The organism is Nocardia sp. NPDC003693 (assembly GCF_053981095.1).
In genome coordinates this window covers 1-26823 of record NZ_JBSFNO010000024.1, presented here as the reverse complement: position 1 = coordinate 26823, position 26823 = coordinate 1, and the positions used below count along the sequence as shown (strand labels likewise).

The 26823-nt window shown below is 70.6% G+C and carries 24 protein-coding genes and 2 pseudogenes; 11 read left to right on the top strand and 15 right to left on the bottom strand.

Going from position 1 to position 26823, the window contains the following annotated elements:
- Positions 1 to 5: 5 nt before the first annotated feature.
- Entirely contained in the window at positions 6 to 1709 is a 1704-nt protein-coding gene (locus tag ACWDOP_RS24490; protein WP_456346917.1) for a SulP family inorganic anion transporter, read from the top strand.
- On the opposite strand, the gene ACWDOP_RS24485 is transcribed toward ACWDOP_RS24490, so the two are convergent.
- Positions 1706 to 2809, bottom strand: a complete 1104-nt coding sequence (locus ACWDOP_RS24485) for an AI-2E family transporter (RefSeq protein WP_456346916.1) — start codon at positions 2807 to 2809, stop codon at positions 1706 to 1708. The genes ACWDOP_RS24490 and ACWDOP_RS24485 overlap by 4 nt on opposite strands.
- 279 nt (positions 2810 to 3088) lie before the next feature.
- Between ACWDOP_RS24485 and ACWDOP_RS24480 the strand changes: the two genes are divergently transcribed.
- The 4 genes from ACWDOP_RS24480 to ACWDOP_RS24465 all read left to right on the top strand — a co-directional run bounded on the left by ACWDOP_RS24480 (position 3089) and on the right by ACWDOP_RS24465 (position 8475).
- Complete coding sequence (locus ACWDOP_RS24480; RefSeq protein ID WP_456346915.1) at positions 3089 to 5728, top strand: LuxR C-terminal-related transcriptional regulator; 2640 nt, start codon at positions 3089 to 3091, stop codon at positions 5726 to 5728.
- Between the two features lie 116 nt (positions 5729 to 5844).
- A complete protein-coding gene (locus ACWDOP_RS24475; RefSeq protein ID WP_454208987.1) occupies positions 5845 to 6051 on the top strand; it encodes a hypothetical protein in 207 nt (68 codons plus the stop codon).
- A gap of 9 nt (positions 6052 to 6060) precedes the next feature.
- Positions 6061 to 7026, top strand: coding sequence for a DUF389 domain-containing protein (locus ACWDOP_RS24470; protein WP_456346914.1), 966 nt, complete (start codon positions 6061 to 6063; stop codon positions 7024 to 7026).
- 123 nt (positions 7027 to 7149) lie between these two features.
- Positions 7150 to 8475, top strand: coding sequence for a hypothetical protein (locus ACWDOP_RS24465; protein ID WP_456346913.1), 1326 nt, complete (start codon positions 7150 to 7152; stop codon positions 8473 to 8475).
- Here ACWDOP_RS24465 and ACWDOP_RS24460 read toward each other — a convergent pair.
- From ACWDOP_RS24460 to ACWDOP_RS24450, 3 genes and pseudogenes are all read right to left on the bottom strand, one after another.
- The gene (locus ACWDOP_RS24460) at positions 8456 to 9442 is read right to left on the bottom strand and encodes a hypothetical protein (RefSeq protein WP_456346912.1); all 987 of its coding nucleotides are present in this window, start codon (positions 9440 to 9442) and stop codon (positions 8456 to 8458) included. The genes ACWDOP_RS24465 and ACWDOP_RS24460 overlap by 20 nt on opposite strands.
- 282 nt (positions 9443 to 9724) lie before the next feature.
- A pseudogene (locus ACWDOP_RS24455) lies at positions 9725 to 10477 on the bottom strand (MSCRAMM family protein); the annotation flags it as partial.
- A 324-nt stretch (positions 10478 to 10801) separates the two neighbouring features.
- Positions 10802 to 13099 (bottom strand): annotated as a pseudogene (locus tag ACWDOP_RS24450) (MMPL family transporter); the annotation flags it as partial.
- A 337-nt stretch (positions 13100 to 13436) separates the two neighbouring features.
- On the opposite strand from ACWDOP_RS24450, the gene ACWDOP_RS24445 reads away from it, so the two are divergent.
- Entirely contained in the window at positions 13437 to 14060 is a 624-nt protein-coding gene (locus ACWDOP_RS24445; protein ID WP_456346911.1) for a 2'-5' RNA ligase family protein, read from the top strand.
- A 10-nt stretch (positions 14061 to 14070) separates the two neighbouring features.
- Here ACWDOP_RS24445 and ACWDOP_RS24440 read toward each other — a convergent pair whose 3' ends face one another.
- The 3 genes from ACWDOP_RS24440 to ACWDOP_RS24430 form a co-directional block, all read right to left on the bottom strand.
- Entirely contained in the window at positions 14071 to 14430 is a 360-nt protein-coding gene (locus ACWDOP_RS24440; RefSeq protein WP_456346910.1) for a hypothetical protein, read from the bottom strand.
- Between the two features lie 103 nt (positions 14431 to 14533).
- Positions 14534 to 14911: a 4-oxalocrotonate tautomerase gene (locus ACWDOP_RS24435; protein ID WP_456346909.1), complete on the bottom strand. Its 378-nt coding sequence runs from the start codon at positions 14909 to 14911 to the stop codon at positions 14534 to 14536.
- A 1-nt stretch (position 14912) separates the two neighbouring features.
- Positions 14913 to 15353, bottom strand: coding sequence for a hypothetical protein (locus tag ACWDOP_RS24430; RefSeq protein ID WP_456346908.1), 441 nt, complete (start codon positions 15351 to 15353; stop codon positions 14913 to 14915).
- A 183-nt stretch (positions 15354 to 15536) separates the two neighbouring features.
- Between ACWDOP_RS24430 and ACWDOP_RS24425 the strand changes: the two genes are divergently transcribed.
- Entirely contained in the window at positions 15537 to 16937 is a 1401-nt protein-coding gene (locus tag ACWDOP_RS24425; protein ID WP_456346907.1) for a lipase family protein, read from the top strand.
- Positions 16938 to 16982: 45 nt separating this feature from the next.
- Here the strand turns inward: ACWDOP_RS24425 and ACWDOP_RS24420 are convergent, their stop codons facing one another.
- Genes ACWDOP_RS24420 through ACWDOP_RS24400 form a run of 5 tightly spaced genes read right to left on the bottom strand, consistent with a single transcriptional unit; the run spans position 16983 to position 21146 of the window.
- Positions 16983 to 17426 (bottom strand): nuclear transport factor 2 family protein, encoded by a 444-nt coding sequence (locus ACWDOP_RS24420; protein WP_456346906.1) that lies wholly within the window; start codon positions 17424 to 17426, stop codon positions 16983 to 16985.
- Positions 17427 to 17484: 58 nt separating this feature from the next.
- The gene (locus ACWDOP_RS24415) at positions 17485 to 18810 is read right to left on the bottom strand and encodes a hypothetical protein (protein WP_456346905.1); all 1326 of its coding nucleotides are present in this window, start codon (positions 18808 to 18810) and stop codon (positions 17485 to 17487) included.
- Positions 18810 to 19217 (bottom strand): hypothetical protein, encoded by a 408-nt coding sequence (locus tag ACWDOP_RS24410; RefSeq protein WP_456346904.1) that lies wholly within the window; start codon positions 19215 to 19217, stop codon positions 18810 to 18812. The genes ACWDOP_RS24415 and ACWDOP_RS24410 overlap by 1 nt, the downstream gene beginning before the upstream one ends.
- 1 nt (position 19218) lies before the next feature.
- Positions 19219 to 19392, bottom strand: a complete 174-nt coding sequence (locus tag ACWDOP_RS24405; protein WP_456346903.1) for a hypothetical protein — start codon at positions 19390 to 19392, stop codon at positions 19219 to 19221.
- A complete protein-coding gene (locus tag ACWDOP_RS24400; RefSeq protein WP_456346994.1) occupies positions 19389 to 21146 on the bottom strand; it encodes a hypothetical protein in 1758 nt (585 codons plus the stop codon). Before ACWDOP_RS24400 ends, ACWDOP_RS24405 begins: the two co-directional genes overlap by 4 nt.
- A gap of 304 nt (positions 21147 to 21450) precedes the next feature.
- Between ACWDOP_RS24400 and ACWDOP_RS24395 the strand changes: the two genes are divergently transcribed.
- Positions 21451 to 22557: a PucR family transcriptional regulator gene (locus ACWDOP_RS24395; RefSeq protein ID WP_456346902.1), complete on the top strand. Its 1107-nt coding sequence runs from the start codon at positions 21451 to 21453 to the stop codon at positions 22555 to 22557.
- Between the two features lie 34 nt (positions 22558 to 22591).
- On the opposite strand, the gene ACWDOP_RS24390 is transcribed toward ACWDOP_RS24395, so the two are convergent.
- The 3 genes from ACWDOP_RS24390 to mbp1 form a co-directional block, all read right to left on the bottom strand.
- Positions 22592 to 22984, bottom strand: coding sequence for a hypothetical protein (locus tag ACWDOP_RS24390; RefSeq protein ID WP_456346901.1), 393 nt, complete (start codon positions 22982 to 22984; stop codon positions 22592 to 22594).
- Positions 22985 to 23052: 68 nt separating this feature from the next.
- Positions 23053 to 24333: a GAF domain-containing protein gene (locus tag ACWDOP_RS24385; protein WP_456346900.1), complete on the bottom strand. Its 1281-nt coding sequence runs from the start codon at positions 24331 to 24333 to the stop codon at positions 23053 to 23055.
- A 185-nt stretch (positions 24334 to 24518) separates the two neighbouring features.
- A complete protein-coding gene (gene mbp1 / locus ACWDOP_RS24380) occupies positions 24519 to 24764 on the bottom strand; it encodes a microaggregate-binding protein 1 (protein ID WP_456346899.1) in 246 nt (81 codons plus the stop codon).
- Positions 24765 to 24938: 174 nt separating this feature from the next.
- Between mbp1 and ACWDOP_RS24375 the strand changes: the two genes are divergently transcribed.
- From ACWDOP_RS24375 to ACWDOP_RS24365, 3 genes are all read left to right on the top strand, one after another.
- Positions 24939 to 25778 (top strand): RCC1 domain-containing protein, encoded by an 840-nt coding sequence (locus tag ACWDOP_RS24375; protein ID WP_456346898.1) that lies wholly within the window; start codon positions 24939 to 24941, stop codon positions 25776 to 25778.
- A gap of 218 nt (positions 25779 to 25996) precedes the next feature.
- Entirely contained in the window at positions 25997 to 26368 is a 372-nt protein-coding gene (locus tag ACWDOP_RS24370; RefSeq protein ID WP_454208969.1) for a hypothetical protein, read from the top strand.
- 29 nt (positions 26369 to 26397) lie between these two features.
- Entirely contained in the window at positions 26398 to 26718 is a 321-nt protein-coding gene (locus ACWDOP_RS24365; RefSeq protein ID WP_454208968.1) for an ArsR/SmtB family transcription factor, read from the top strand.
- Positions 26719 to 26823: the final 105 nt, after the last annotated feature.

Below are 26823 nucleotides of genomic sequence, written 5' to 3'. Positions count from 1 at the left end.
GGTGGATGAGTAGGTCGACGTGGCCGGTGTTCGAGTCGCTCGAGGGCTATCGCACGTCGTGGCTGCGCCCGGACGTCATCGCGGGCCTGACCGTGTGGGCGGTGCTGGTCCCCGAAGCCCTGGCCTACGCGACCATCGCGGGGGTGCCGCCGGTCGTCGGCCTGTACGCGGCCCTGCCCGCGCTGGTGCTGTACGCGCTGGCGGGCAGTTCCCGGCACCTGGTGGTGGGTCCGATGTCGGCCACCGCGGCCCTGTCGGCGGCCATCATCGCGCCGCTGGCCGGTGCGGATTCCGGTCGCTACGTGGCACTCTCGGCGGCGCTGGCGATCGCCACCGGCGTGGTGGGATTGCTGGCCGGGCTGATCCGGCTCGGGTTCGTGGCCGCGTTCATCTCCGAACCGGTGTTGAAGGGTTTCATCGTCGGACTCGCGCTCACGATCATCATCGGCCAGGTGCCCAAGCTGTTCGGCATCGGCAAGCACGAGGGGAACTTCTTCCGGCAGGCGTGGGGCGTGCTGACCCATCTCGGTGAAACACATTGGCTCACACTGCTTGTCGGCGCGGCGTCGCTGGCGGTGGTCATGGGGCTCAAACGCTGGCTGCCGCTGGTTCCCGGGTCGCTGCTGGCGGTGCTGCTGGGAATCGCGGCGGTTCGGCTGTTCCACCTGGACGACCACGATGTCGACATCGTCGGGCATATCGACGCGGGGTTGCCGGCGGTGGGATTGCCCGGCGGCGTGAGCTTCCACGACTATCTCGACTTGCTGGGCCCGGCGGTCGGGGTGGCGCTCATCGGGTTCGCCGAGGGACTCGGCGCGGCGAAAACCTATGCGGCCAAGGCCGGTTACGAGATCGATGCCAACCGGGAGCTGCTGGGTCTGGGCGCGGCCAACCTCGGTTCCGGGCTGGCCTCGGGCATGGTGGTCAACGGCAGTCTGTCCAAGACGGCCGTCAACGGGTCCGCGGGTGCGAAGACGCAGCTGAGCGGTCTGGTCGTGGCCGCGCTGACCGTCCTGACCCTGCTCTTCCTGACCGGGTTGTTCGAGAAGCTGCCCGAGGCCACGCTCGCGGGCGTGGTGATCGCGGCGGTGCTGGAGCTGGTCGACTTCGCCTCGCTGCGGCGGCTGTACCGGGTGTGGACCGAGCGGCTCGGCAGCATCTACGGGCGAGCAGCCCGCGCGGACTTCGCCGGGGCGATCGCCGCCATGTTCGGCGTGCTGCTGTTCGACACGCTGCCCGGCCTGCTGATCGGTATCGGAATCTCGCTGCTGCTGTTGATCTATCGGGCCTCGCAGCCGCACGTGGCCCCGCTGGTGAAGCAGGGCTCGCTGTGGCTCGACGCGGAACGGCATCCGGACCTGCCGCCCGGGCGCGCGGATCTGCTGGTGGTCCGGGTGGAATCGGGCCTGTTCTTCGCCAATGCCGATTACGTGCGCGAGCGGATCGAGCAGCTGTGCACCGATGCCACCCGGCTGGTGGTCCTGGACGCGGAGACCTCGCCGAGCATCGACGTCAGCGCGGCCACCATGCTCACCCAGCTGCGCGACGCTCTCGCCCGCCGCCGCATCGACTTCCGGATCGCCCGCTCGATAGGCCAGTTCGGCGACGCGCTCGGCAGCGCCGACACCGGTCCGCGGAGTATCGCGGTGTACCCGACCATCGGCGCGGCCACCGCGGATCTTCCGGACCGGGACGAAACAGCAAGTTAGACAGCCGGATCGGGGCTGCTCGGCGGCACGGCCGGATCGGGTGCGGTGCTGATCAGCGCGCTCAGCCAGCGGGTGGAGGGATCGATGTCCAGCAGCACCGCTTTGAGCAGCAGCGTCAGGGGCAGCGCCAGCAGCGCGCCGAGGGCGCCCAGCACCCAGGACCAGAAGATCAGGGCCAGGAAGGTGATCGTCACGCTGAGCCCGACGGCGTCGCCGACGAACTTGGGCTGGATCACCGACTGGATCACGACGTTGACCACGCAGTAGAACACGATCACCCAGATCATCAGGCGCGGGCCGCCGTCGAGCAGGGCCAGCAGCGCGGGCGGGACGAGTCCGAGCACGAATCCGATGTTCGGGATGAAGTTCGTGATGAACGACAGCACCGCCCACAGCAGCGGCAGCGGCACCCCGAACAGCCACAGCCCGACGCCGTCGATGACGCCGACGATGAGGCCGAACACCGTGGACACGACCAGGTATTGGCGCGTTCCGCTCGCGAAAGCGCCCAGGGCGTAGGCGATGTCGGGGCGCACCGCCGCCACGATCTCCACCCGGCGTCCCATCGACATCGCGTCGAACGCCATGAACAGCAGCAGCGCCAGCACGAACACCAGGTTCGACAGCACGGACGCGAGCTCGCCCAGCGCGGTTTGCAGCAGGGAGATCAACTGGTGGAAGTCCAGTCCGCTCAGCATGTTCGCGGTCTGGTCCGCGCCGATGCCGAAGCCGCTCAGCAGCGAGCGCACGCCGTCGAGGAGATCGTCGAAACGCGAGGAGTAGTTGGGCAATTCGGTGGCCAGCTGTCCCACGGGCACGATCAGGACCGCAAGCAGGCCGAGCACGATCAGGTACGCCGCGCACAGGGCGAGCGCCATGCCGATCCAGTGCGGCCAGCCGCGGCGCAGCGCCCAGGACTGCACCGGTTGTACGGCCACGGTGAGCATGAGCGCGAGGAAGGCCGGGCCGATGAGGCCGGCGGTGGCCTTCATCCCGGCGACGGCGATGACCGCGCCGGCGGCGGCGAGCAGCACGATCAGGCCGCGCGGGATCGACCACGCGAGATGCGGGGGCGCGTTGCCGACGGGGTCCGGGTCCACCGCGACCTCCTTGCATGCTGATGATTTGCCGGTTGCGGTGAAATGCCCGGTTCCGGTCGATAGGATCGCTGCTGTGTCTCTCGGCCGGTGTGCCCGGAACGCTTCGAGTTGTTCGTATCGGCGTGTGTACTGAGCGTTGATCACTCCCCGGTGGTGGTACTCATCCGTTTCGGATGAACCGCAACAAGATCATCTCCTTTCCTTAATCGAGGAAGTTCATCCACTAAACTCCTCGACGCAGAGCACCGCTGACATGCGAATGTGAGGCTGGGAGCGCAGATGACCCTTTCGCATGAATTTCGATCCCCGCTGTCCCCGGGCCGGGTGGAATTCTCGACGTCGAACGTCACCGAAATCCCGAGGCCGGCATTCACGCCGGTTCCGCGTTCCGGGTTGATCGCCGAGCTCGACGCGTTCACCGATTCGCCGGACGGATCAACGCTGCTTATTTGCTGTCCGGTGGGAAATGGCAAGACCGTCCTGCTGGGCCAGTGGGCGCGCCGCCGCCGGACCCGGGCCAGGTACCGGCGCATCGCCTGGCTGAACGCGAACGAGCACGCCGCGCCGCGCGATGTGTGGCAGCGCCTGGCCGCGCAACTGGGTCTCGACGCGTCGCCGCGCACGGCGCTGAGCACGGCGCTCGCGGACGCGGACGCGCTGGCCGAAGCGCTCTCCCGGCTCGGCGAACGCGCCCTGGTGATCATCGACGACGCGCACGCGATCACCGACCCGCTGACCCTCACCGGTCTGGAGCAGGTGCTGCTGCTCGCGCCGCCGAACCTGACGATCGTGATCTGCGGTCGCTACGAACCGCCCATCCGATGGCACCTGCTCGAGATGGGTTCGCGCCTGCGCCGCTGGGATTCGAGCAAACTCGCCTTCTCCGCCGCCGAGACCGCGCGGCTGTGCCGCGACCAGGGCTGCGACCTCGGCGAGCGTGAACTCGCGATGCTGACGGACCTGACCCGCGGCTGGGCGGCGCTGGTACGGATCGCGGCGATCTCGCTGGCGGCCCGGCCCGAGGACCCGGCCGCGGTGCTCACCTCGTTCGCGCGGCTGCCGGTCTCGGTGTCGGACCTGCTGGCCGGCGAGCTCATCGACACGCTCTCGCCCGGCGTGCGGCTGTTCCTCACGCACACCTGCGTGCCTGCCGAGTTCACCGAGCGGCTGGCACAGGACCTGATAGGCGGCGATGCCGGGCACTGGCTGCACGAGCTCGAGCGCATGAACTACCCGCTGACCACGGTCGTCCGCGACGGCGAGGTGTGGTTCACCTACCACCCGCTGCTGCGGGCCTACTTCCTGGCCGAGCTCAATCGGCTCGGCGACCAGCGCGGTGCGGAACTGCGGCTGCGCACCGCGTTATTTCTCGAGGGAATCGGCGAACCGCGCGCGGCGCTGCCGCATCTGCTGGCGCTGCCGCGGCGCGAACCGCTGCGGAACTTCCTGGCCGAACACGCGCTGAGCCTGACGCTCGCCGGACACGGCGCGGCGATCTTCGAGGCCGTGGCGGCGGCCGAGCCGGGGTTGTCCGAGGACCCGTATCCCCGGCTGCTGCGCGTGGTGGACGCCCTCGTGAAATCCGATGTGCCCACGGCGCGAGCACATTTCGACGCCCTGCCCGAGCACGGTCCCGCGTCGTTCCTCGGTGCCGACGCGATCACCGCGCTGACGGTGGCGGTGCGATGCGAGCTGGCGACCGCGACCGGCCCGACGCCGGGGGACCCGGAAGTGCCGGCGGACCCGCCGAGTACCGGGCACGCGGTACTAGACTGCTACACCGCCATCGAGACCGCGACCGCGGCGCTGGTGCACGGTGATCCGGCCGCGGGGGAGGAGCGCCTGCGGCAGGGGCTGGCGCTGGCCGAGGTGAGCGCCCTGCCGCAGCTGCGCCTGCGCGCCCTGGTCCGGCTGGGAATGGCGGCGGGGCTCGCCGGCGCGCTCACCACCATGCGCCGGCGCGCCGACTACGCCCTCGAATTGGCGACGCGGGAGCGGCTGCTCGACACGCCCGAGGCCGCGCACGCCTGCGCGCTGGCCGCGTTCGGCGCCTATCTGCAGGGTGAGACGCCCGATCTCGACAGGCTCGCCTCGCTGCGCGGCGAGCACATCCTGCTGGACGGCTCGGTCGGCGCGCACGCCGGGTGGCACACCCATCTCGTCGCGACCCTGACCGAATTCGACATCGCCCACGACCGCAACGCCGCCGCCGAGCTGCTGCGCACCGACTACGCCCGGTTGCTCGAGACCCACCCGGTCCCAGCCACCACCGCGGCCGTCGTTCCGTTCGTGGTGTGGTCCCTGTTGTCCGTGCGCGAATCCTACGAGGCGCAGTTGCTGCTCGAGCGGGCTCGGGCGCGCCTGGGCGACGCCCCGGAGATCGCGCTCGCGCGGGCGGCGCTGGAAGCGAACGCGCATCGTTCCCGTGCCGCGCTGGAACTGCTCGAACCGCTGCTCGACGAGGCGACGGCCCTGCCCCGGGTGCATCGGGTCAGCGCCTGGTTGCAGTACGCGGCGGCACACGACGAGTTGAACACGCCCACCAAGGCGCGCGACGGTCTCGAGAACGCGCTGCGCCACGCCGCGCCCGAACACCTCGTTCGTCCTTTCCTCGATGTCCCCGCCGCGCTCGACCTGCTGGACAGATTCGTGGGCGGCTTCGGCCAGTACGACGCCTTCGTCATGCTCGTGCGGCGGCATCCCTTGGCGCACAAGCACGCTCGGCATCCGAATCTGACCAGCACCGAGATGAAGGTGCTGCGGCAGCTGCCCTCGGGGCGGGCCAGCCGGCAGATCGCGGACGATCTCGGGATCTCGATCAACACCGTGAAAACCCATCTGCGCGGGATCTACACGAAGCTGGGCACCGGCTCCCGCACCGAGGCGCTGGATCAGGCCCGGCGCAGCGGCCTGCTCTGAGGCCCTCGAATTCACCCCGCGGGGATGAGGTCGCGCGCCGGGCCGCGACCCGATACTCGGGCGCGCCGCGTGTCGTGCGCCGTTCCGGGTTCGAGCGGAGAGGAGGTCTGCGCCAGATGTCCGTTCGCTACCAGTTCGTTCTGGACGGGGAGCTGTCCGACCGCGCGCTGGCCGCCTTCCCGGACCTGTCCGCCGCCCCGCGCCGGCACGGCACCACGACGCTGTTCGGCGCGGTACCCGATCCCACCGCCATGCGCGGGATCCTGGCCCGCATAGACAATCTCGGGCTCACCCTGCTCGAGATGCGCCAACTTCCGGATTGAGGAGCGACCGTGGACGTGCTCGCGCCGGCCGGCCAGCGCCGGACCCTCGACGAACTGGTGGACCGGCTCGATCTCGACGTCGGTGACGTGCACGCCAAACGCACCGCTTTCTGGTTGATGCTGACCCTCTCGAGCGTCATCGCGGTCTCCGGCGTGATCGGTGACTCGACCGCGACCGTCATCGGCGCGATGATCGTCGCACCGCTGTCGGTGCCGATTCTGGGCGTCGGGCTGGGAATCGCCACCGGGCGTGGCGCGTTGATCGGGCGCAGTCTGCTGCTGGTGGCGGTGGGTGTGATCCTGGTGGTGGCGATCGGTTTCCTGTTCGCGAAGTTGCTCCCGAACCCGACCGGCATCCTGACCAATTCCCAAGTGGTGGGCCGTACTTCGCCGAAGTTGATGGACCTGCTCGCCGCACTGGCCACGGGCCTGGTCGGGGTGATCGCGATGATCCGCCGTGACGTGGGCGATGTGCTGCCCGGGGTGGCGATCGCGATCTCGCTGGTGCCCCCGCTCGGTGTGGTCGGGGTCTGTCTCGGCTCGCACGCCCCGGGCCTGGCCCTCGGCGCGTTCGTGCTGTTCGCCTCCAACATGGTCGCCATGATCGTCACCGCCACGGTGGTCTTCGTCGTGACCGGTTACGCGGGCGAGGCGGGCGCGGGCGGGGCCCGGCACGGGCGCGCCTACGCGGTGCTCGCGGCCGCGCTGCTGCTGGTGGCGGCGCCCATGGTGGTGAACTCGCTGTCGAGTCTGTGGGCCGATCGCATCGCGGACGCCGCACAGACATGGCTGACCGACGTGCCGGGCGCGGAAGTCACCCGGGTGAGTATCCACAGCGACACCGCCACCGTCGAGGTGCTCGCGCCGGCCGATCTGCCCGCACTGGGCCGACTGCAGAGCGCGGTCGACGACCTGGTCCCGTGGAAACCCCGGGTGGTGGTCGTGCACACCGTCGGCAGCCGGCTGAACGACTGATCGAATTCCGCGATCGGCCGCGCGACGGGCCGACTCTCCCGGCTTGTGGCCGTTCGGATGTCGCGCGAGGTGTCATCCGGAAAGGATGAGGATCCCGGCCCCGTGTCGTCGCAGAGTGATGCGATGGCCGAGGAGCCGACCGGATCCGGCGGGTCGCTGCCGGAAACCGAACGGGAAGAGCTGATTCGCCTGCGGGGCGAGGTGTCGGCGCTGCGCGCGGCGGGCGGGGGTGATGTGCCCGCGTCGCGCGCGGTGGCCCGCCGGATCGTCGCGGCGGTGTTCCTGGTCCTGGTCGCGGTGCTGGGGCTCGCCTCGGTCGCCGCGCGATTCGTTCACGGTGAACTGCTCGACACCGGCCGCTACGTCGAGACCGTGCGCCCGCTGAGCTCCGATCCCACGCTCCAGAACGAGATCACGGACCGGGTCACCGCCGCCATCATGGACCGGGTCGACGTGGAAACCGTTACCGCCCAGGCGCTCTCGGCGCTGGCCGAGAACAACGCGCGGGTGCCCTCGGTGATCACCGGGCTGGCGCCGGTGATCGATCGGGAGGCCGAGGGGCTCGTGCGCGACACCGCGTCCGCGATCGTGGCCTCGGACGAGTTCGAGGGGCTGTGGGTGCGCGCGAATCAGGAGGCGCACCGGGGGATGGTTGCGGTGCTCGACGGAAACTCCCCGGCGGCCGTCGGTATGGACGAGGACGGCACGGTCACGATTTCGCTGCGGCCGATCATCGACCGGGTGCGCGCGGCGCTGGTCGCGCGCGGTTTCACCCTCGCCGAGCGGGTGCCCGACATCGATCGTTCGTTCGTGCTGTTCGAGGCGCCCGATCTCGTCGCCGCGCAGCGATGGGTGCGGGTGCTCGACCGCGCGTCGGCGATACTGCCGCTGGCGACGGTGCTGGCGGGTGTCTGCGCGGTGTGGGCCGCGCCGAAAGGCGCTCGGCGGCGGTTCTTCTCGCTGACGGGGGTGATGCTGGTCGTGGCGATGGCGGTGCTCGCCGTCGGGATCGGGATCGGCCGGGCAGCCGCGCTGAACGCCACGCCCCCGGACGTGCTGTCCGCGCCCGCGGCCACCGTCGTGCTGGACACGCTGCTCGAGCCGTTGCGCACCACGCTGCGTGCGGTTTTCGTGCTGGGCGCGGTGATCGCGCTGGCCGGGTTCGTCACCGGATCCTCGCGCTCGGCAATGGCGATCCGTGCCGGGTATCGGCGGGCGATCGACGCGGTGCGATCCCGCCGCGCGGGCGACCCGAGCTCGATCGCGGTGTCCCTGTGGAAGTTCCGGGTCCCGGTGCGGATCGCGATCGTCGCGGTCGCGGTGAGCGTGCTGGTGTTCTGGTCGTATCCGTCGGGGTCGGTGGTCCTGGTGACGGCTCTCGTGACGGTCGCCGCGCTGCTCGTGCTGGAGCTGATCGCCCGCCCGGCACTCACGCCGGAGCCGGGGTGACACCCTCGCGCTCGGGTCCGCGCAGGTAGCCGCCGACGAACGTCTCGTCCGCGGTGAGCGCCCCGACGATCGAGGCGGCGCTGACCACGACGATGGACATCACGAAGAGCCAGCTCACCGTGGTGAAGGCGATGCCGAGCGGCCCGAAATGCTGTTGCGCGTTGGCCGTTACGCGCGGCAGCGTGAATTGCCCGGTCACGTGGACGACGGTGAGGCCCACCGCCGTCAGCAGGCCGGTGGCCCAGGCGCGGCGGCCGGTGATCGCGCCTTTGGTGAGCAGGAACGGCGCCAGTGCCCACACCAGCGTCCAGATGGCGATCTCACCGGCGGCCGCCAGCGGCCGGCCCGCGTAGCGCATCTGGGCCAGGTCGCGGGTCTGGCCGACCAGCCCGACCGCCACCGCGACCGCGAACAGCGTCGCGACCCACCGCCACGCGTCGCGCGGTCCCATGGCCGGCACCCGCCAGACCGCCACGTACAGGCGGGCCAGGGCGCGTGCGAACGATGTGCCGCTGAGCACGACCATCAGCAGCCCGATCACGCCGAACGCGGCCACCGACGGGTCGCCGGACACCTCTGCGTCCCCGCCGGGCAGCTCGGCGGTGTCGAAGCCGAACTGGTCGCTGATGGTGTCCGCCGCGGCGTGCCAGCCGCTGAACACCGACGCGGCGATGATCACCGGCAGCACCGAGGTGAAGATCTGCGCCGCCAGCGCCAGCGACCGGTCGACCACCTGAATCTCGATCAGCCCGTCCACGATTCGCCACAGCGTGCGCCCTACGGGCGTCCGCCGCGACCAGTCGGTACCGGCGGCGATGCCCGCGTCGACCCGTTCCCGGATCCGGGCCGCCCGGGATTTCACCGCGACCCCGCCCCGCGCACCGGGCTGTGCCGCCGGCGCGTGGTCCCCCGGCCCGGACAGTCCGTGCCCCGTCCCCGGGTCGGATCGGTCGAGCTCCTCGCCCATGCTGCGCGCCTCTCGTTCGCCCGGACCGGCGCAACGCTAGGCCCCGGCCCGCCGGGACACCTCATTCGAATCGGATGAAACCGCTTCGATATTCGACGGCTACCGCGCGCCCACCAGCCGGCCGTCGGACCGGGTGGGCGGCAGCCTGCCTGGTGCACCCGTCGCGGCCGTAGTCGAACTCCCGTCCGATCGCCGGCGCGCGCGACTCCTCAACGCCGCACTCACCGGGCGCGCCACCACCCTCCACAACCCGATCGCCAACTCCCTGACTACGTCCCGCGCTCACCGCACCGCCGCGTACTCGTCGAAGCCCAGGCGGAGGTCGTGGTCGGCGCCCGCGCCGGTGACGGTGATCTGTTCGGTCACGGGGGAGTAGCCGCGCACCTCGACCGTGTAGTCGCCCGGGGGCAGGTCGGGGATCTCGTAGCGGCCCTGCTCGTCGGTGTGGGTGGTGCCGACGGGGACGCCGGAGCGGTTCAGGACGGTGACGCGGGCGTCGTGCACCGGGCGGGTGGCGGCGCGGACCGTGCCGGACAGCACCGCCATGGGGGCCAGGGCCGCGACGTCGACCCGCAGGCGGGTGCTGTCGGGGAGGGTGAATGTCGTTGCGGTCGGCTTCATTCCGGGGGCGACCGTCACCAGGGTGTAGGTGCCGGCCAGTACGCCCCGGCAGGCGTAGGCGCCGTCGGCGGCGGTGACGGCGGTGCCGACCACCTCGCCGAGGGCGTCGGTCACGCTGACGGTGGCGTTCGGAACCGGGTGGTGCGCGGTCGTGCGCACGACGCCGAAGACCTCGCTGGTTCCCGCGAGGACCAGGTCGAACCGGGTCGTGCCGGTCTCGGCGACGGTGACGTCCACCGCGGCCGGTTGGTAGCCGTCCGCCGAGACGATCAGGACGTAGCCGCCCGGGCGTGGCGGTTCGATGACGTACGTGCCGGTACCGGTCGCGACCGTCCGCGAGACCTGGCGGCCGCGGTGGCTGATCAAGGTCAGGGTCGCGCCCGGCACCGGGTGCTGATCGTCCCGGCGGATCGTGCCGGTGAGCGACGGATTGTGTGTGGCGGCGGGGGTTTCCGGGACGACGGGGGCCTCCCGGGGGTGCGGGAGGGATGCCGTCGAGCGGGCGGGCTCTGCCTGCGCAATGTGGACGGACTCTGCCTGTGCGAGGCGGACGGGTTCGGCCTGTGGAGGGCGGACGGGTTCGGCGTCGGCCCGAACCCGTTGCGCCGGTTCGAGAATGGCCTGCACCGCGTGCGCGGATTCGGGCAGGATGCGAACCGGTTGCGCCGGTGCGGATTTCCCGGTCGGCGCACCGGTCACGGGGAATTCGGCCGCCGCGGTGCGCGGGACCGCCGGGCGCACGGGCCGGAACCGCCTGCGGCGCCACTCCTGCAACCGCGCGCCCTCGACGTCGATGTCCGGCAGGATCCGGTTCAGCCACTGCGGAATCCACCAGGACCGGTGGCCCATGATCACCAGCAGCGCCGGGACCACGACCATGCGCACGACGAAGGCGTCGATGGCCACGCCGCACGCCAGGGCGAAGCCCATCGACTTGGCGGTGACATCCGATTCCAGCAGGAACGATCCGAACACCGAGATCATGATGATCGCCGCGGAGGTGACCACCCGGGCCCCGTGGTGGTAGCCCGCGATCATGGCGTCCTTCGGCGATCTGCCGTGCACGTACTCCTCGCGCATGCGGGTCACCAGGAACACCTGGTAGTCCATCGCCAGCCCGAAGACCAACCCGATCAACATGATCGGCAGGAAGCTGATGATCGGCTGCGGATCGGAGATCAGGCCGAAGGTGCCCTCCTGGAAGATCAGGACCGTCGCGCCGAACGTGGCCGCCATGGACAGCAGGAACCCCAGCGCCGCGGTGAGCGGCACCAGGATCGACCGGAACACCAGGATCAGCAGCACGAACGCCGCACCCGCCACGATCGCCAGGTAGGGCACGATCTTGCCGAGCAGCACGTGGTCCATGTCGGCGTAGATGGCGGTGGTGCCGGTGATGCCGTACTCGATCCCGTAGCGCTCGGTCAGTTCGTCCTCGGCCTCGCGGGCGGTGCGCACCAGGTCCTTGGTCGCCTGGTTGTTCGGCCCCGATTTCGGTACGCCACTGAGCATTACGCCCAGGCCGTTGGCGCTGACCTGCGGTGCGGTGACGTAGTCCATCTCCTCGAGTCCGGCGAGCCGATCGCGCAGGGCGGCCACGGCGGCATCGCGCCTGCCCGCCGGCACCTGCTCCAGATCGGCGACGACGGTCAGCACGCCGTTGCTGCCCTCACCGAAGCCGTCGGTCCGGATGTCGTAGGCCTTGCGGATCGTGGACTCGGTCGGGAAGCTGTTCTCGCCCGGCAGGCCCAGCTGCAATCCCAGCGCCGGAGCGGCCAGCGCGCCCAGGGCCGCCACGGCCACCGTGAGGGCGAGCCACGGCTTCGCGCCGATCAGGCGCGCGACCCGGGTGCCCACGGTGACCGAGGCGTCGTCCTCGGTATCGTGCCGCGCGAGCATCGGCAGCTTCGGGGTGAACAGGAACCGGCCGAAAGCGCCCAGCAGCGCGGGCATCAGCGTGACGGCGGTGAGCACCGCGAAGAACGCCGCGACCGCGCCGCCGAGGCCCATGAAGGTCAGGAAGTTCACCCCGACGATGCTCAGCGCGCCCAGGGCGACGATGACGGTGAGCCCCGCGAAGACGACCGCGGATCCGGCCGTGCCCACCGAGATGCCCGCCGCCTCTTCGGAATTCTCCGCGACGCGCAGTTCGTGTTTGTAGCGGGAGACGATGAACAGCGCGTAGTCGATCGACAGCGCGATGCCGATCATCGACGCCAGAAACGTTGTGAAGCTGGGAATCTCGATGACCGAGGTGCTCAGCGCGATCACCAGCATGGCGGCGCCGAGGCCGACGATGGCGGTGATGATCGGCACGAAGGCGGCGACGATGGCTCCGAAGGCGATCACCATCACCACCAATGCCACTCCCATGCCGATCATTTCGGCCTGACCGCTGGGCTGCTCCTGTTTCTGCTGGATCGCCCCGCCGATCTCGACGGTCAGCCCCTGCGCGCGGGACGGGGCGGCCACCTCGTAGGTGGCCGTGCGCTGCGCGTCGGTGATGTCCGCGGCGGAGTCGATGTCGAACGGCACCGAGAGCACCGCGACGGTGGCGGGCGCCCGCTTGTTCAGCACGTTCAGTGGCGCACCGGCGCACACCGCGGGGTCGGCGGCGCCCAGACAGCCCATCGCCTCGGTCGCCGCGATCGGGTTGCGCAGTGCCGCCGCGTCTTTCTCGGCGACGAGCCGGCGCCCGTCGTCACCGGCGGTGAGGGCTTTCAGGTCGGTGATCAGCGTGTCGATCGCCGCGCGATTGGCCTTGTCGGTCAGCTTCGTGCCCGCGGGCGCCTCGATGACATAGGTCCCGCCGACCGCGTCGATGCCGAACTGTGCTGACATGCCGGGGAATTGCTTGTCCAGGATGTCGGTGGCGCGTTCGGAGGGCAGCGACGGCATGCTGAACTCGTCGCTCATCGGCTGGCTCAGCGCGCTGCCGCCGACGCCGAGCGTCACCAGCAGCAGGAGCCACACCGGCAGGACGATCCACTTGCGTCTGAACGCGAATTTGCCCCACCGGTACAGGTATACGGACACGAAAGGTTCTCCTAGGTGGTTCCGGATGTGCCGAGCTCCGGGCCCCTGTCCAGCTCTTTCGCGGCCCGCCACGCCTACGAACAGCTCCTCCCGGCCACGCGTTCGATCTGTCGCACAGTGGGACTCGGCGATCGACGGCCGGCCGAAAACGGAGGAGAAACCTCAAGTTTCGCGAGTGTACCGCACGCGGAAATCGGCGATTCGTCGGCGGTGTCCGGTCGCAGGGTTCCTGCGGGAGGTCGCGAGTCGCCGGGGTAGCGTGCGGGGGAGCGGGCGCGCGGGCGGTGAAACGGTTGCGGCGCTGCGGTATCGGAACGCGGAGGCGGTGGGTTCGGCGATGGGCGGTCACTTCGATCGGGTGCGCTCGCTGCGCGATCACAGGGCGCGCTCGGCCGAGTCGCGGCGGGGCTACTACTGGTTCCTGACCTTCGAGAACGCACCGGGGGTGGCCGCGCTGGCCGCGCATTGTCTGCGGTCGATCGAGTTCCCCTACTACGATCCGGCGGCGCCCGGCGGGCTGCACCTGACCCTGGACCGGATCGCGTACGAGGGCGATCTCGATCCGGCGCGCATCGAAGCGATAGCGGCCGCCGCGCGCGAGACCTGCCGCGACATCAACCCGTTCCGGCTCGTGATCGAGGAGGTCGGCGGCTCCCAGGGCGCGATCAGCCTCGACGTACGCCCGGACCCGCGGGTGCACGAGCTGCGCGCGGCCGTTCGCGCCGCGACGCTGGCCGTCCACCCGGACGCACCGGTCCGGGAGGGTGCGCTGCGCCCGCACATCAGCATCGCCTACGCCAACACCGAGGGCGTGCGCGCGGACGCGGCGGTGGCCGCGGTGCGCGGGCTCAACGCGACGCTGGAGCCGGTGGACGCGCCGGTCGAGGCCGTGTCACTGGTTCTGCTCGAGCGCGTGCCGGGCCGCTACCGGTGGCAGACACTGTCGCGAATCGCGTTGTGAGACGGGCGGACTACTTCGGAATCGGCGGTCCGGGGTCCAGTCCCATGGCCTCGCGCGCCTTGCGGATGAAGTACAGCCCGGCGCGGGCGGACTCGCGGGCGAGGCGGACCTGGCCCAGGTTCGTGGCGGACGCCAGTTGGGAGCGGGCGGTGTTCATGTGGTCGACCGCTTCGGTGACCGCGGCGAGCGCGGCGTCGTTGTCCGGGTCGATCAGCAGCAGTTCGCTACCCGTGCGGTCGAGGTAGCCGCGCACCTCCGATTTCGCCCGGGCCAGCCGCTCGACGTCGCCCGACGACCACTCCCGGGAGATCCACCACACGACCACGGCCAGCACGGCGGCGATGAGCAGGAAAGCGAGCAAGCGACCCATAGGTCCAGCGTACGGTGCCCGTGTCCGCACCCGCCGCCGGGCGCGCCCCGCCCGGTCGGTTCGCCGCCCTCGGTGCGGCGGCGGCGAGTGATCCGGTCGCCGGCTAGTGCGCGAGCCACCCCTGCTCCTCGCCCGGCTCCGGGAGGATCCGGCCCCCTTCCATCACCCAGCTCGCGGGCGTGGCGATCAATTCGACCCGGACCGCGGACATCGCGATGGCGCAGGTGTCGGCGATGCGGGTCCGCAGGGTGTCGCGCAGCGTATCGAGCAGGGCGGCATCGCGATTGCCGCCGCCGCGCACCGCCGCGATCACCGACAACTCCACGCCGCGGCGCAGCGGGTAGCCGTAGAGCAGGACCGCGCTGACGAATTCCGGTGGGGCGCCGGTCAGTTCGCAGTGGGTGCGGGTGATCGTCGCGGCCACCTCGGCATCGAGTTCGGGTGCGAGGCGGGTGCGGCAGGCGACGTTGTAGACCGGCATCTCACGCACCCCCGTGGTTCGCGGGCATCGCCAGCCGGCCGGTCCGCAGCTTCGCGGCGATCAGCCGCAATCCCGTGCGCGCCAAGAACTTCGGTTGTGCGAGGGGGTCGATCCGGGACCGGTTGAGGTCGAGGTAGCGGTCGAACCACGCGGTGTCGCAGAGGGCGACCATGAGTTCGTTCGACGTGGCGCCCGTGGCGCCGGTCCAGGCCTCGCTCATCGCGTGCAGGGCATCCGCGCGCACGGTCGCGTCCAGGTCGTCGTCCACCTCGGCCATCACCCACGACATGGACGAGGGGCGGAAGTCGGTGAACGACTGCCCGCGCGGGATCTCCGTCCACACCACCGTCACCCGGCCGTCGCCGAGAACGTCTCGATACGCCCGCGTCAGCGCTCGTTCGACCGCGCGATGACGCCCGTCGAGCGATCCTGCCTGGATCATGCAACCGATTCGCCGCACGCTACCTCCACTCGGTGATTCCCACGGTGCGATCCCCGAGGCTAGTACACCGATCGGTATACTGTCGATGGACGGACGCGTCTCGGACGGGTCGAAACCTCGCCGATCTCACACGCCGGATTTCTGAAACCTGTTACCGTTTCGGCGGCAGGAAGGGAGTCCGGCATGGGGAAATCCGGCGGGGGACGCGCGTCCGCGGCACGGTTCGAATTCATCAGGGGGCGTGCGGTTCGCGGGGTGCTGGCGCTGGCCGTGGTGTGCGCGGCGGGGGTGGCGACCGCGCCGTCCGGGTCGGCCACGCCCAACACGGCGGACGCGTTCTACGCGCCGCCGGACGGCTACTCCGAGACCGCGCCGGGCACGGTACTGCGCTCGCGGCCCATCGCCGCGAGCTTCTTCCAGGCGTTGCCCATGGCCGTCGAGGCGTGGCAGGTGCTGTACCGCACCACCGATGCAGGCGGCGCGCCGTACAGCGCCGTCACCACCGTTCTGAAGCCGCGGAACGGCGACGGGACCATTCTCTCGTTCCAGAACATGACCGATGCCATTGCGCCGCAGTGCATGCCGTCGCAGGCGCTGCAGCAGGGGCAGGTACCGTGGCTGAATCTCGGTGGCGCGCACCCGATCGAGCTGACCACCATGGCCAACGAAAGCCCGCTGGTGGCAGCGGCGCTGGCACGGGGCTGGACGGTGTCGGTCCCGGACTACGGCGGCGTCGACAATCACTTCCTGGCCCCGAAGGAGCCCGGCTACGCCATTCTCGACGGCATCCGCGCGATTCGGAACTTCGCCCCGGCCGCCGCGCCGATCGACTCGAAAGTGCTGATGTGGGGCTATTCCGGCGGCGGCATCGCGACCGGGTGGGCCGCCCAGGAACAACCCGGGTACGCACCCGAACTCGACATCACGGCCGCCGCGCTCGGCGCGCCCGTCGGTGACTTCGAAGCCGGAATCCGTTCCGCCGACGGCACTCCCGTCGGCGGGGCGCTGATCCCCATCGCGCTGATGGGCATGCGGCAGAATTCCCCCGAGCTGGCGGCGGCCCTCGACCGGTACCTGACCCCGGCGGGGCGGCAGCGGATCGACGACGCCATGGGCGCCTGCACGCCCCAGAACCTGCTGTCCAACATAGGTTTCGAAGCGGGCAGGCACCTGACGGTATCGCTGGAGGAGGTGCTGGCGGATCCGGTGATCTCGGCGGCGGTGGCGGAGGCCGAACTCGGCCGGACCGCGCCCGCCGCACCGGTGTACGTCTACAACTCCGTCGCGGACGAGATCAGTACCATCGGCGGCGCCGACGCCCTCGTGGCCGGGTACTGCGACAGCGGTGTGCCGGTGACCTACCGGCGTGAGCAACTGCCCCTGCCGCTCTCGGGTCACACCCTCGAATGGGCGCTGGGCGCGCCCGGCGCGCTGGCGTGGCTCGAGCAGCGGGCCGCCGCGAACGGAACGCCGACCGGCTGCGACATCGCCTCGGTCCCCGCTACCATCACCGATCCCGCCGCCCTGACCGCCCTGACCTCGGGCATCATCACCGGTTCGGTGCTCGGATTACTGGGACTGTGACCGTCTTTCGCGCGTGCGCCGGGGACGTGAATTCTCGCGTCCCCGCTACACGGCGGAGTCGTCGAAGGCCTGCGCGACCGACAGGCTGTCCTCGTACACGTGATGGCGGGTGATCAATCCGTCCTCGACGGTGACGTGCAGGGCGAAGCGGGAGCGGTAGGAGCGGCCGGTGGTGCGCGCGGTCTGGCGGATCTCGCCGGTGATCACCGCGTCGGGGCCGTCGACGAGGACGCGTTCGATGACGGTGCCCGCGCCCTCGGGCAGGTGGTGGTCGGCGATCGCGCGGAAGTGCTCGGCGGCGTCGGCGCCGGTGGTGCGCTGCCGGATCCACGGGGTCGCGGCGCGGCCGTGTTCGGCCTCGGGCCAGTCCAGCTTCCAGTCGGTGCGGGGTGCGTAGAGCGCGGCGATGCCCTCGGGATCGCCCGCGCCGATGCGCCGCAGCAGCTCCTCGACGACGGCGCGGGTGGTGCCGGATTCGATCGTGTTCATGCGGACCACCTTGCCCGCGCCGGGGAACGGTGTCGATTACCCGGCAGGTAACGGACGCTCACGCCTCGAACAGCAGGTACAGCCCGGCGAAGGTGAAACCGACCATGGTCAGCATCAGCGCGAGCTGACCGGTGAGGCGGTGTGCGGGCGGCAGCAGCCGCAGGCAGCGGTCGTGCGCGGCGGTGACGCCGAGGATGTGACCGGTGAGCACGGCCAGGACCTTGATGGTTCCGAGCAGGGCCGGGTTGGTCGAGAGGAAGTAGGCGGTCTCGCGATCGGCGAGACCGGCCAGGTTCCAGCCGCGGTCGAGGGGGTCGGCGAACAGGATGATCGTGGTCTGGCCCTTCTCCACCAGGAAGGTGAGGTAGTGGGCGATCAGGTAGCCCGCGATGATCGGGGTGATGCTGTGCGCCAGCTGGGTGGGCAGCTGTGCCCGGGCGGCGGGGGAGAGGCCGCCGGTGGCGCGCGCCGCCAGCCAGAAGGCCAGGCCGACAACGACAATGAAGCCCAGCAGGCCCAGGGTGGCCAGGCCGGTCGCCCAGAGTTGGTCGTGGTCTTCGGCTTTCACGACCAGTGATCGCCAGGAGGGGAACATCGAGAAGCTGTCGAACGCGGTGGAGCCCAGCAGGGTCGCCGCCACCGCGACCGATCCGGCGCGGGCGGGGGTGCCCGCCAGATTCGCCAGCGGCGAGCGCAGCACCAATTCGCCGGTGTCGCGCCGGCCCAGCGGGCTGAGCCGCCCGAGCAGGGAGCTGTACACCTCGATCGGGTCGGCGCGTTCGGCCCAGACCGTGCCGAACAGGAACAGTCCGGCCGTGGTCGTGATCAGGTAGCCGAGGAACCAAACGGTCACCGCGGCAACGGCTCCCGGATCCGGGTAGGCCAGTTCGAGCGAGACGAACGAGAACAGCCCCGCCGCCGCGGGCCAGTAGCCCCAGGCGTCGCGGTAGACGAAAGGCCCGGAGTCGCCGCGGGATCGGCGCACGAGCCGGTGGATCGCGCGGGCGGGTGACAGGAGCTTCCAGACCGGGCCGAGCAGCAGCGACGCCGCCATCACCCCGACCCACAGGAAGATGTAGAGCACCCCGGGCACGGGGTTGTGCGCGGGATCGCGGGAGCCGAGAAGCGCTGTGGCCGTGACGAGTACCGTTCCCGTCAGGCTCAACGCCGCGAGGACCGCGCGCAACCGGGGCGAGTCCAGCACCGCCCGGACCCCGGCGGGCAGGGCGATGCCCGGCGAGTGCGGATCGAGCCGGGGCGTCTTCCAGGCGAAGACCAGGATCGCGAACGAGAACGTCAACGCCCAGGCCGCGCCGACGAGCGCGTAGGACAGCGGTATCGGCAGGTCCGCGGACCCGCCGATACCGTGCGCGAGGACCGCCATCAGCGCACGAGCAGCGTGGCCACGGTGTGCGCGGCCTCGTGCAGTTCCAGCTCGACCCGGCCCGGGACGTCGATGGTGAAGCGGAACCGCTGCCCGGCGCCGGGGACGATCGCGAAACTGTGCTCGGGGGTGCCGTGCACGTGCAGTTCATCGCGGGCATCGCTGTCGACGACGACCTCGATCGGACTGCCGGTCTTCGCGTCCAGGACGGCGCCGACCGGTTCGACGGATCCGTTCGCTATCCGCACGGTGATCACGACCGCCGCCGGCGCGGCGGCCGTGGCCTCCGTACTCGCCGACGCGCTGCTCGACGGCGTTCCGCCGGTGTCGCTCTCGCGGGCCGCGCAGCCCATCGTGATCAGGCAGCTCAGCGCCAGCAGCGCGAATCCGGCTCGGGGCGCACGCACGTCAGTTCTCCTCGTCGGGCTCGGTGGGATGGGTCTCGTCGTCGGGGCCGCCGCGCCGGTCGCGCACCGCGATGAACACGATGACCGCGACGATGAGCAGCGCCGGTGCGAAGGCCGGGATCGCCAGCAGGATCGAATGATCCGCGAGGATCGCGACATCGCCGGAACCCGTCACGGCGTGGGCACCGCGGCGCGATCGGCCGCCAGGTAGCGGTCGTTGATCCGCGCGGCGCCCCAGGACAGCGCGGCGATCAGCGCCAGGCTGCACAGCAGCACCACCAGTCCGGCGGCGGTGAACAACCAGGCCGGATGGTCGAACGAGCGCTCCCGCTGCAGGACGGTGATCTCGGCGACGAAGTCGCGGCGGAACGACGCGAGCGCGGGCACCTCCTCGGCCCCGATGCCGGGATCGGCGGCCATGTAGACCGGCAGCGCGGTCTGCGTGCGCCCATCCTGGATGCGCAGCACCGTCTTCCACGTGCCGTGCACCGGGACCGGGCGGGTCGAGCGATAGTGGCCGGCGTCCACGCGCTCGAGCTGATCGACCACGAGACCGCGTCCCGGGCTGTCGCTTCCGACCCCGCCCTGCCAGGCCAGGATCTGGATCCACTCGGGATCCTCACCCACCAGATCGGCGGGTTCGAGGCGGATATCGGCGGTGACCATCCGGCCGCCGTCGGGGTCCGCGTCGGTCAAAGTGACGGTGGCGGAGGCGTTTTCCGGAAGGTCGGTGATCAGGCCGTTGGTCGTGGCGGCCGCCGCGATCACCACCGCACCGACGACCAGACTCCGCCGGATCGCGGGTCGCGGCAGCGGCTCGCCCCGCAGGACCAGCGCCAGCAGGGCGCCGACCACGCCACCGGCGACACCGACCGGGACGGCCATCGCCAGCAGTTCCGGCCACATCGACGCGGGCCAGGGATCGACGAACATCGCACGGATCCACAGGGATTCGAGCAGCAGGCCCGCGGTCGCGATGCCGAAACCGGCCAGCGCGCCCCACCACACGGGCCGCGTCCGCGTCAGCGGGATCAGTGCGCAGAGTTCCACGACCACGGCCGCGCCCAGGTAGAGCGGGAACACGTTGCGCGGGGCGTCGATGATGGGACCGCCCACCAGCCACGCGACGATCCCGCGCACCGCGACCGCGAAGGCCACCACGACCAGGGTGCTGAACGGGCCGAGGGTGAGTCGCGCCGCGACCAGGGCGATGGCGGCCGCCGCGACGATGAGCATGGGCTGCAGGACCAGCCGGAACTGCTCGACGCCGAAATCGAATTCCACGCTGAAGACCGACAGGCCGATCAGCAGTCCGCCGAACGCGAACGAGCGCACCAGCCAGCCGCCCTCGGGGCGGGTGGTATCCGGGCGGTTGCGGCGGCCCTCGTACTCCAGCAGCAGAACACCGACCAGGGACAGGCCCGCGCCGCCGATGAGCATCAGATGGGTTGGGCCCCAGAGGGTTACGTCCTGGCCGAACATGCGGTGCCAGATGTCGTCGAGCGGGAACCCGATCAGCGCGTACAGTCCGGCGCCCGCGATGAGGATGCCGCCGACCGGCGCGTACCAGGTCCGGGTGATGCGGACCGCCGCCGCACCGGGCTTGACGTCCAGCGGCAGCACGATGGCCGTCATTCCGGCGGTGAACAGGAAGAACAGGCCGACGAGGATGAAATAGTGCGCCGGGTTGGCCAGCGGGCCTTCGTCGCGGCCGTTGCCGATGTGCAGGCTGACGTCCCAGATGAAGCCGAGCAGGGCGGTGAGAATCGTGGCCAGGAACAGGGCGATCGGCAGGGCGACCCAGCCGGGCCGGTTGAACAGTCGTCCCAGGCCGTCGGCCAGGCGCTGCAACCAGGTGATCTTGCGGGATCGGTGCAGGTAGCCGATCCACAGCAGGATCAGCCCGATCACTCCGGCCGAGCCGGACATCAGCGCGACCTGATCCAGTGCGGCGCCACCGCCTTCGGCGCCGCTCTGAGCAAGCGGGGTGAGATTGTGCACGCCAGCGGGCACGGCAGACCTCCATCACGAACAGGTAGTTACTGTTACGGACGGTAGCATGAAATTGGTGCACAGTGTTGCGCTTCTTTTTGCAGCTAGATCATAACTCGATAGCTGGACAACGGCTATTTCGAATGTTGTTGGTGTACAAGCGTGCACCGAAACGCTAGGGTTCGGCGACCGCCGGTCACGACAGGTTCCGACGCTCGGCGGGGAAGGGCAGACCAGGCAGATGACCAGTTTCGTACAGACCTCGAGTCTCGAACTCGAATCCGGGGATGCCCTCGCAGCCGGCGACCCCGCCGATCTGGCGGCCGACATCCGGCGCGCGAGCATGGACGTGGCCCTGCTGGGTCACCGCGGCGACGACGTCGGCGCCCGCATCGGCGAGCTCGAGCGGTGCGCCCGGCAGTGGGCCCAGCTCGGGCTCGGCCTGGACCGCCTGCAGCAGGCCGTGCACCAGGGCTATCGCGCGGGCTCCGATCGCGCGTATACCGTTGCGCCGCTGACCGATGCCGACGCGGCGATGATCGCCGCGCGGCGGCATCTCGACCTGCTCGAGGCGGTGCACGTACGCCTCACCCGCGCCTATACCCGTCAGCTGCCGCCGCCCGTGGACTCGCACCACGCCGCCGTCCGCAACGTCGCGGTCGCGCTGCTGCGCGGCGAACTCGCCGGTCCGCTCGCCCGGCACTGCGGCATCGCCATCAGCGACCGCTACCATCTGATCGCGGTCGGGCTGCCGCAGCCGGTCGATCGCGCCGCGCCGAACCTCGCCGACAGCCTCGCGGCCGCGCTCACCGCCCGCTGCGGTGAGAGCGCGCTGTCCATCCTCGGCGCGAACGGCGGCACCCTGCTGATTCCGCACGAGCTTCTCGCGGACGGCGAACTCGACGCCCTGGTCGGGGAATTGGCGCTGCTGTCGCCGAACCCGCTGACCGCGGTGGTGGTCGTCGCCGAGCCCGCGGGCCTGCCCGCCGCGGGCCGGCAGGCGCACGAGCTGCTCGAAACCGCTATGTCGCTGCGCATCACGCCGGGGCTGTACCGGATCAGCGAGCTGGGCCTGTACTTTCAGCTCACCCGCCCCGGCCCGGCCCGGGACGCCCTGCACGCGCTGCTCGATCCCCTGGAGGGTCACCCGGATCTGCTGCAGACCCTGGCGGCCTACGTGGACAACGATTTCAACCGCCGCCGCACCGCGGGCGAGCTGCACGTGCACCCGAACACCCTCGACTATCGCCTCAAACGCGTGCATCGGATGACCGGCTGCGATCCCGCCACGGCGTCGGGGCTGTGGCGGTTGCGCTCGGCGATGGTGGTGCGCCGGTACACGGGGTAGCGCGAGCCGTGTGGCCGGCGCGCGGGAACCCCTCTCACAGACCGGTCTCGAGCCGGTGCAGATTGAGCAGGTCGACGCCGAGAGCGTCGAATTGTGCCAGGACGCGGTGCATCTCGATCGCGTTCGCGACCGGGCCGTGCAGCACCGTCGTTCCGGCGCTGCTCGTGGCGGTCCAGTCCCCGGGGAGTCCGGCGAGCGCGCCCGGGGCGATGTCGCCGTGCACCGTGAACTGGTACCGGGTGGTGCGTACGGTCGTCGGCTCGGCGGCGACGGCGTCCCGGGCGGAACCGGCCACGACGAGCTTGGGCCGGCGGACGCGCCCGAGCGGCCGCCTTCTCGGGTGACGTTCCGGCGGGTTGGTCGAGCCGAATCCGGCCGAGCCGGTCGACGGACGTCCTCCGGGGCGCTGAACTGCGTTGATGGTCACCGAACTCTATTTCCCGGATTTTCGGGAAGTATTCGCGGCCGGACGAATCAATCTGCGCCGGGCCGTGATCAGCGGTTGCGGTAGGCGGCCAGCCCGCCGAGTTCCTCGCTGGCGATGAAGACCGAGCGGACGTTCAGCAGGGCTTCCTCGACGTGCGCGGGGCAGCCCCACGCGGCGTCGCCCCAGGAGTCGGCGACCTTGATTTCGGCTGCGGCCGGGCAGGTTTCGGTGCCGCCGAGTTGGCAGAGCTCGGGATGGGGCGTCTCGGCCTGCGTGGCGGCCGCGGCCTGGAGGCGGGCCGTGAGCCGGGTGGCGGCCAGGGCGCGATCCTCGGCCTCGGCGCGTAGTTGCTGTTCGGCGCGCACGGCGTCGGCGAGCGCGGCGCGGGCCGCCTCGGCCCGGTTCTCGGCGAGCGCCTTCGCGGTCTCGATGTGGTGGCGCTCGATGGCCAGGCTCGCGGTGTCGGCGAACAGGGCGGCCAGGGCCAGATCGATCTCGTCGGGGGTGCGCGGGGTCGGGTGGTACATGGCGAAGGTTCCCAGCAGCGCGCCGTCGCGGGCCAGCAGCGGGGTGGACCAGCACGCGGCCACGCCCGCGCGGCCGGCGAGTTCGCGGAAGTCGTCCCAGAACGGGTCGGCGCCGATGTCGGTCACGATGACCGGCGTGCGGCGATGCGCGGCGGTGCCGCAGGAACCAACGCCCTCCCCGGTGGCGATGCCGTCGATGGCGCGGTTGTAGAAGTCGGGCAGGCTCGGCGCGGCGCCGTGGCGCAGGTGCAGGCCGTCGGGATCCGCCAGCAGGACCGAGACGAGGATCGGTTCGGGCGCGAGATCCTCTATGGCGCGGGCCATTCCGTCGAGGACGTCGCTCAGCGGCGCGTCCCGGGCGATCTGTTCCACCAGGGCGCGCTGTTCGGCGAGCAGGCGTTGCGCCTGTTTGATTCGGGTGGTCTCCACGCCTAGCAACCGGGCACCGATCACCCGACCGTGCGGGTCGCGTCGCGGCTCGTAGGTGAGATCGAAGGTCGCTTCGCGGGAGTGGCCCGGACCGCCCAGCGCGACGCTGACGTCGCGGGCGGTTTCGGATTCGCCGGTGCGGCGGACTCTGTCGAGTGCGGCGGCGGCTTGTTCGCCGATCGGACCGGGCAGCAGGTGCGTCGGCGACTCGCCGCCGGGACGAGCGCCCAACGCCGCGAAGAACCCGGTGTTGGCCTCCTCCAGGTGCTGTCCGGGGCCGGTGAACGAGGCCAGTACCGGTGCGGTCCACCCGAACAGTGAGCGCACATCCTGCTCCGGCACGGACTCACCGGGACGAGGCCCTTCCGTGTGGGCGCCCGATTCCGCTGTCATCGACCGGTTCTCCTCTTCGTCGTGCGCACACCGAACTGGTCGCAGGTCCGGAAGGCTATCGGGTGCCGAACCGCGCGCACAACACGGCGGGTGCGGCCCGGTCGCGTGCCTGTTCACGACACATGCGCCCGGGAGCGGGCGCCCGTGATGGGCACCCGCTCCCGGGATGGATGAGCGTGGCCGGACTAGCGGTCCTGCTGATGCGCACGCTGGCGCTGCTCGTCGATCGAGGCTTCGGCGCGGGCACGCTCCGCCTCGGCCTCCTTCTGTGCGACGGTGCGCTGGGATTCGGCCTTGTCCTGCTGGGCGCTGCCCTCACGGCGCAGATCGTCCCGTCCGGTCACCGCACCGGCGACTTCCTTGACCTTGCCCTTGATCCCCTCGACAACCCCCGAAACCGCCTCCAGGGGACCGCTTTTGCGCTCGGACATCGTTCAACCTCCGAAATATGCTGCGTTATCAGGATATTGGCGCAGTACCCACTGGATGACGGCTGAATCAAAGCGGTGTTCGAGATGGTGCGGCGAGTCGCCACGGGCACCGGCGCCGGGCTCGGTGAGCGGTGATTAGTCTCGTCGTCGACGAGCACAGAAAGCGGGTAGTCGATGGCCCCCCTTGCCGCGGGCAGAAGGCATTCGGTAGCGCTGCGTACGGACGGGCGCGCCCTCGCGACCGGCGACGGCGCGGCGGGCGAGTGCGCCGTGGACGGGTGGCGGGAGCTCACCGCCGTGGCGGCGGGCAACGTACACACCGCCCGCAATACGGGGAAGTCGCACACGGTGGGACTGCGTGCCGACGGCACCGTGGTGGCGACCGGATGGAACGGTGACGGCCAGTGCGCGGTGGACGAGTGGCGGGCGATCGCGTCCGTCGCGGCGGGCTGGCGGCGCACGCTCGGCGTGCGGGCGGACGGGACGGTGGTCGCGGCCGGCCGAAATGCCGAGGGGCAGTGCGAGGTTGGCTCCTGGCGCGAGGTCACGTCGGTGAGCTGCGGCGACTGGCACTCGGTCGGTGTGCGTGCGGACGGAACAGCGGTCGCGACGGGCAACAACCGCGCGGGCCAGTGCGACGTCGAATCGTGGCGCGCGGTCACCGCCGTCGCGGCGGGCTACCTGCACACGGTCGGCCTGCTGTCCGGCGGGACGGTGGTCGCTACCGGCCGCGCCCCCGCCTGCGCGGTGCGGGACTGGCGCGAGGTGCGCGAGCTGGCCGCCGGCAGCTATCACACCGTCGGCCTGCGCACGGACGGCACCGTGGTCGCCGTGGGAGACAACGACTTCGGCCAGTGCGATGTCGACACCTGGCGCGCGATCGTGGCGGTCGCCGCCGGCTCGACCCACACCCTCGGCCTGCGTGCCGACGGGACGGTGGTCGCCACGGGCAACGACGCCCACGGCCAATGCCGGGTCGGGGACTGGCGGGGCGTGGGGTTGGCGGAGGGGTAACCGGCGCCTCGGCGGGGTCTCTCACCAGGCGGTACGTGCCGGATCGTGTCAGGGCCCCCATACAGCGGGGAACCGGGTGGGGGCTGTTGGCTGCCTGTTTGCAGAAATTGTTAATTGCATACCTATTGGAATCCTTCAGCAAACGGGGGGCGGTGGGGGCGGGGCGTGTGTAGCGTCACCGGACGCCGGCACAGTGGCGGCGTGAGAGAGGAAAAACCATGGCGGACATGGAAGTTGCGCTCAAGGACATGATGATGCTCGACGGGGCCATCGGGGCTGCCGTCGTCGACTACGGCAGTGGAATGCCGCTCGGGACGTTGGGCGGATCCAAGAACCTGAACCTCGAGATCGCCTCGGCCGGGAACACCGAGGTGGTGCGGGCCAAGCTGCGCACGATCGAGCAACTCGGTCTCAGCGAAGAGATCGAAGACATCCTGATCACCCTCGGTAGCCAGTACCATCTCATTCGGCCGACACGTGGTCGCAGGTCCAGGGGTTTGTTTCTCTATCTCGCGCTCGATCGATCGCGCGGCAACCTCGCCCTCGCTCGGCATCGGCTGAAAGACATCGAGCAGGAGCTCGAGATCTGACTTCACCTGTCGGAAGGGGTGGCCCCGGAATGCCATCGATGCAGCGGCCGCTCTACCAGATGAAGGCCGAGTTCTTCAAAACCCTGGGGCACCCCGTTCGCATCCGCGTCCTCGAATTGCTCAGCATCCGTGCGCATCCGGTGTCGGAGTTGCTGGAGGAGATCGACGTGGAGGCGGCGAACCTCTCCCAGCAACTCTCGGTGCTGCGGCGCGCGGGCCTGGTGCGCGCCAACCGGACCGGTCTGTCGGTCACCTACGAACTCACTTCCCCACAGGTAGCGGAGTTGCTGGCCGTGGCCCGCGCCATCCTCACCGGTGTGGTCGCGGGTCAGGTCGAAGCCCTGGGATAGCACCCGCGCGGGCGGGGGGGGGGGAGAAGGGCAGGACCCGCCCCACCACCCCCCACCCACCACAAAAAAAAAAAAAAGACAAAAGAAGCGAGGAGTAAGAATAGT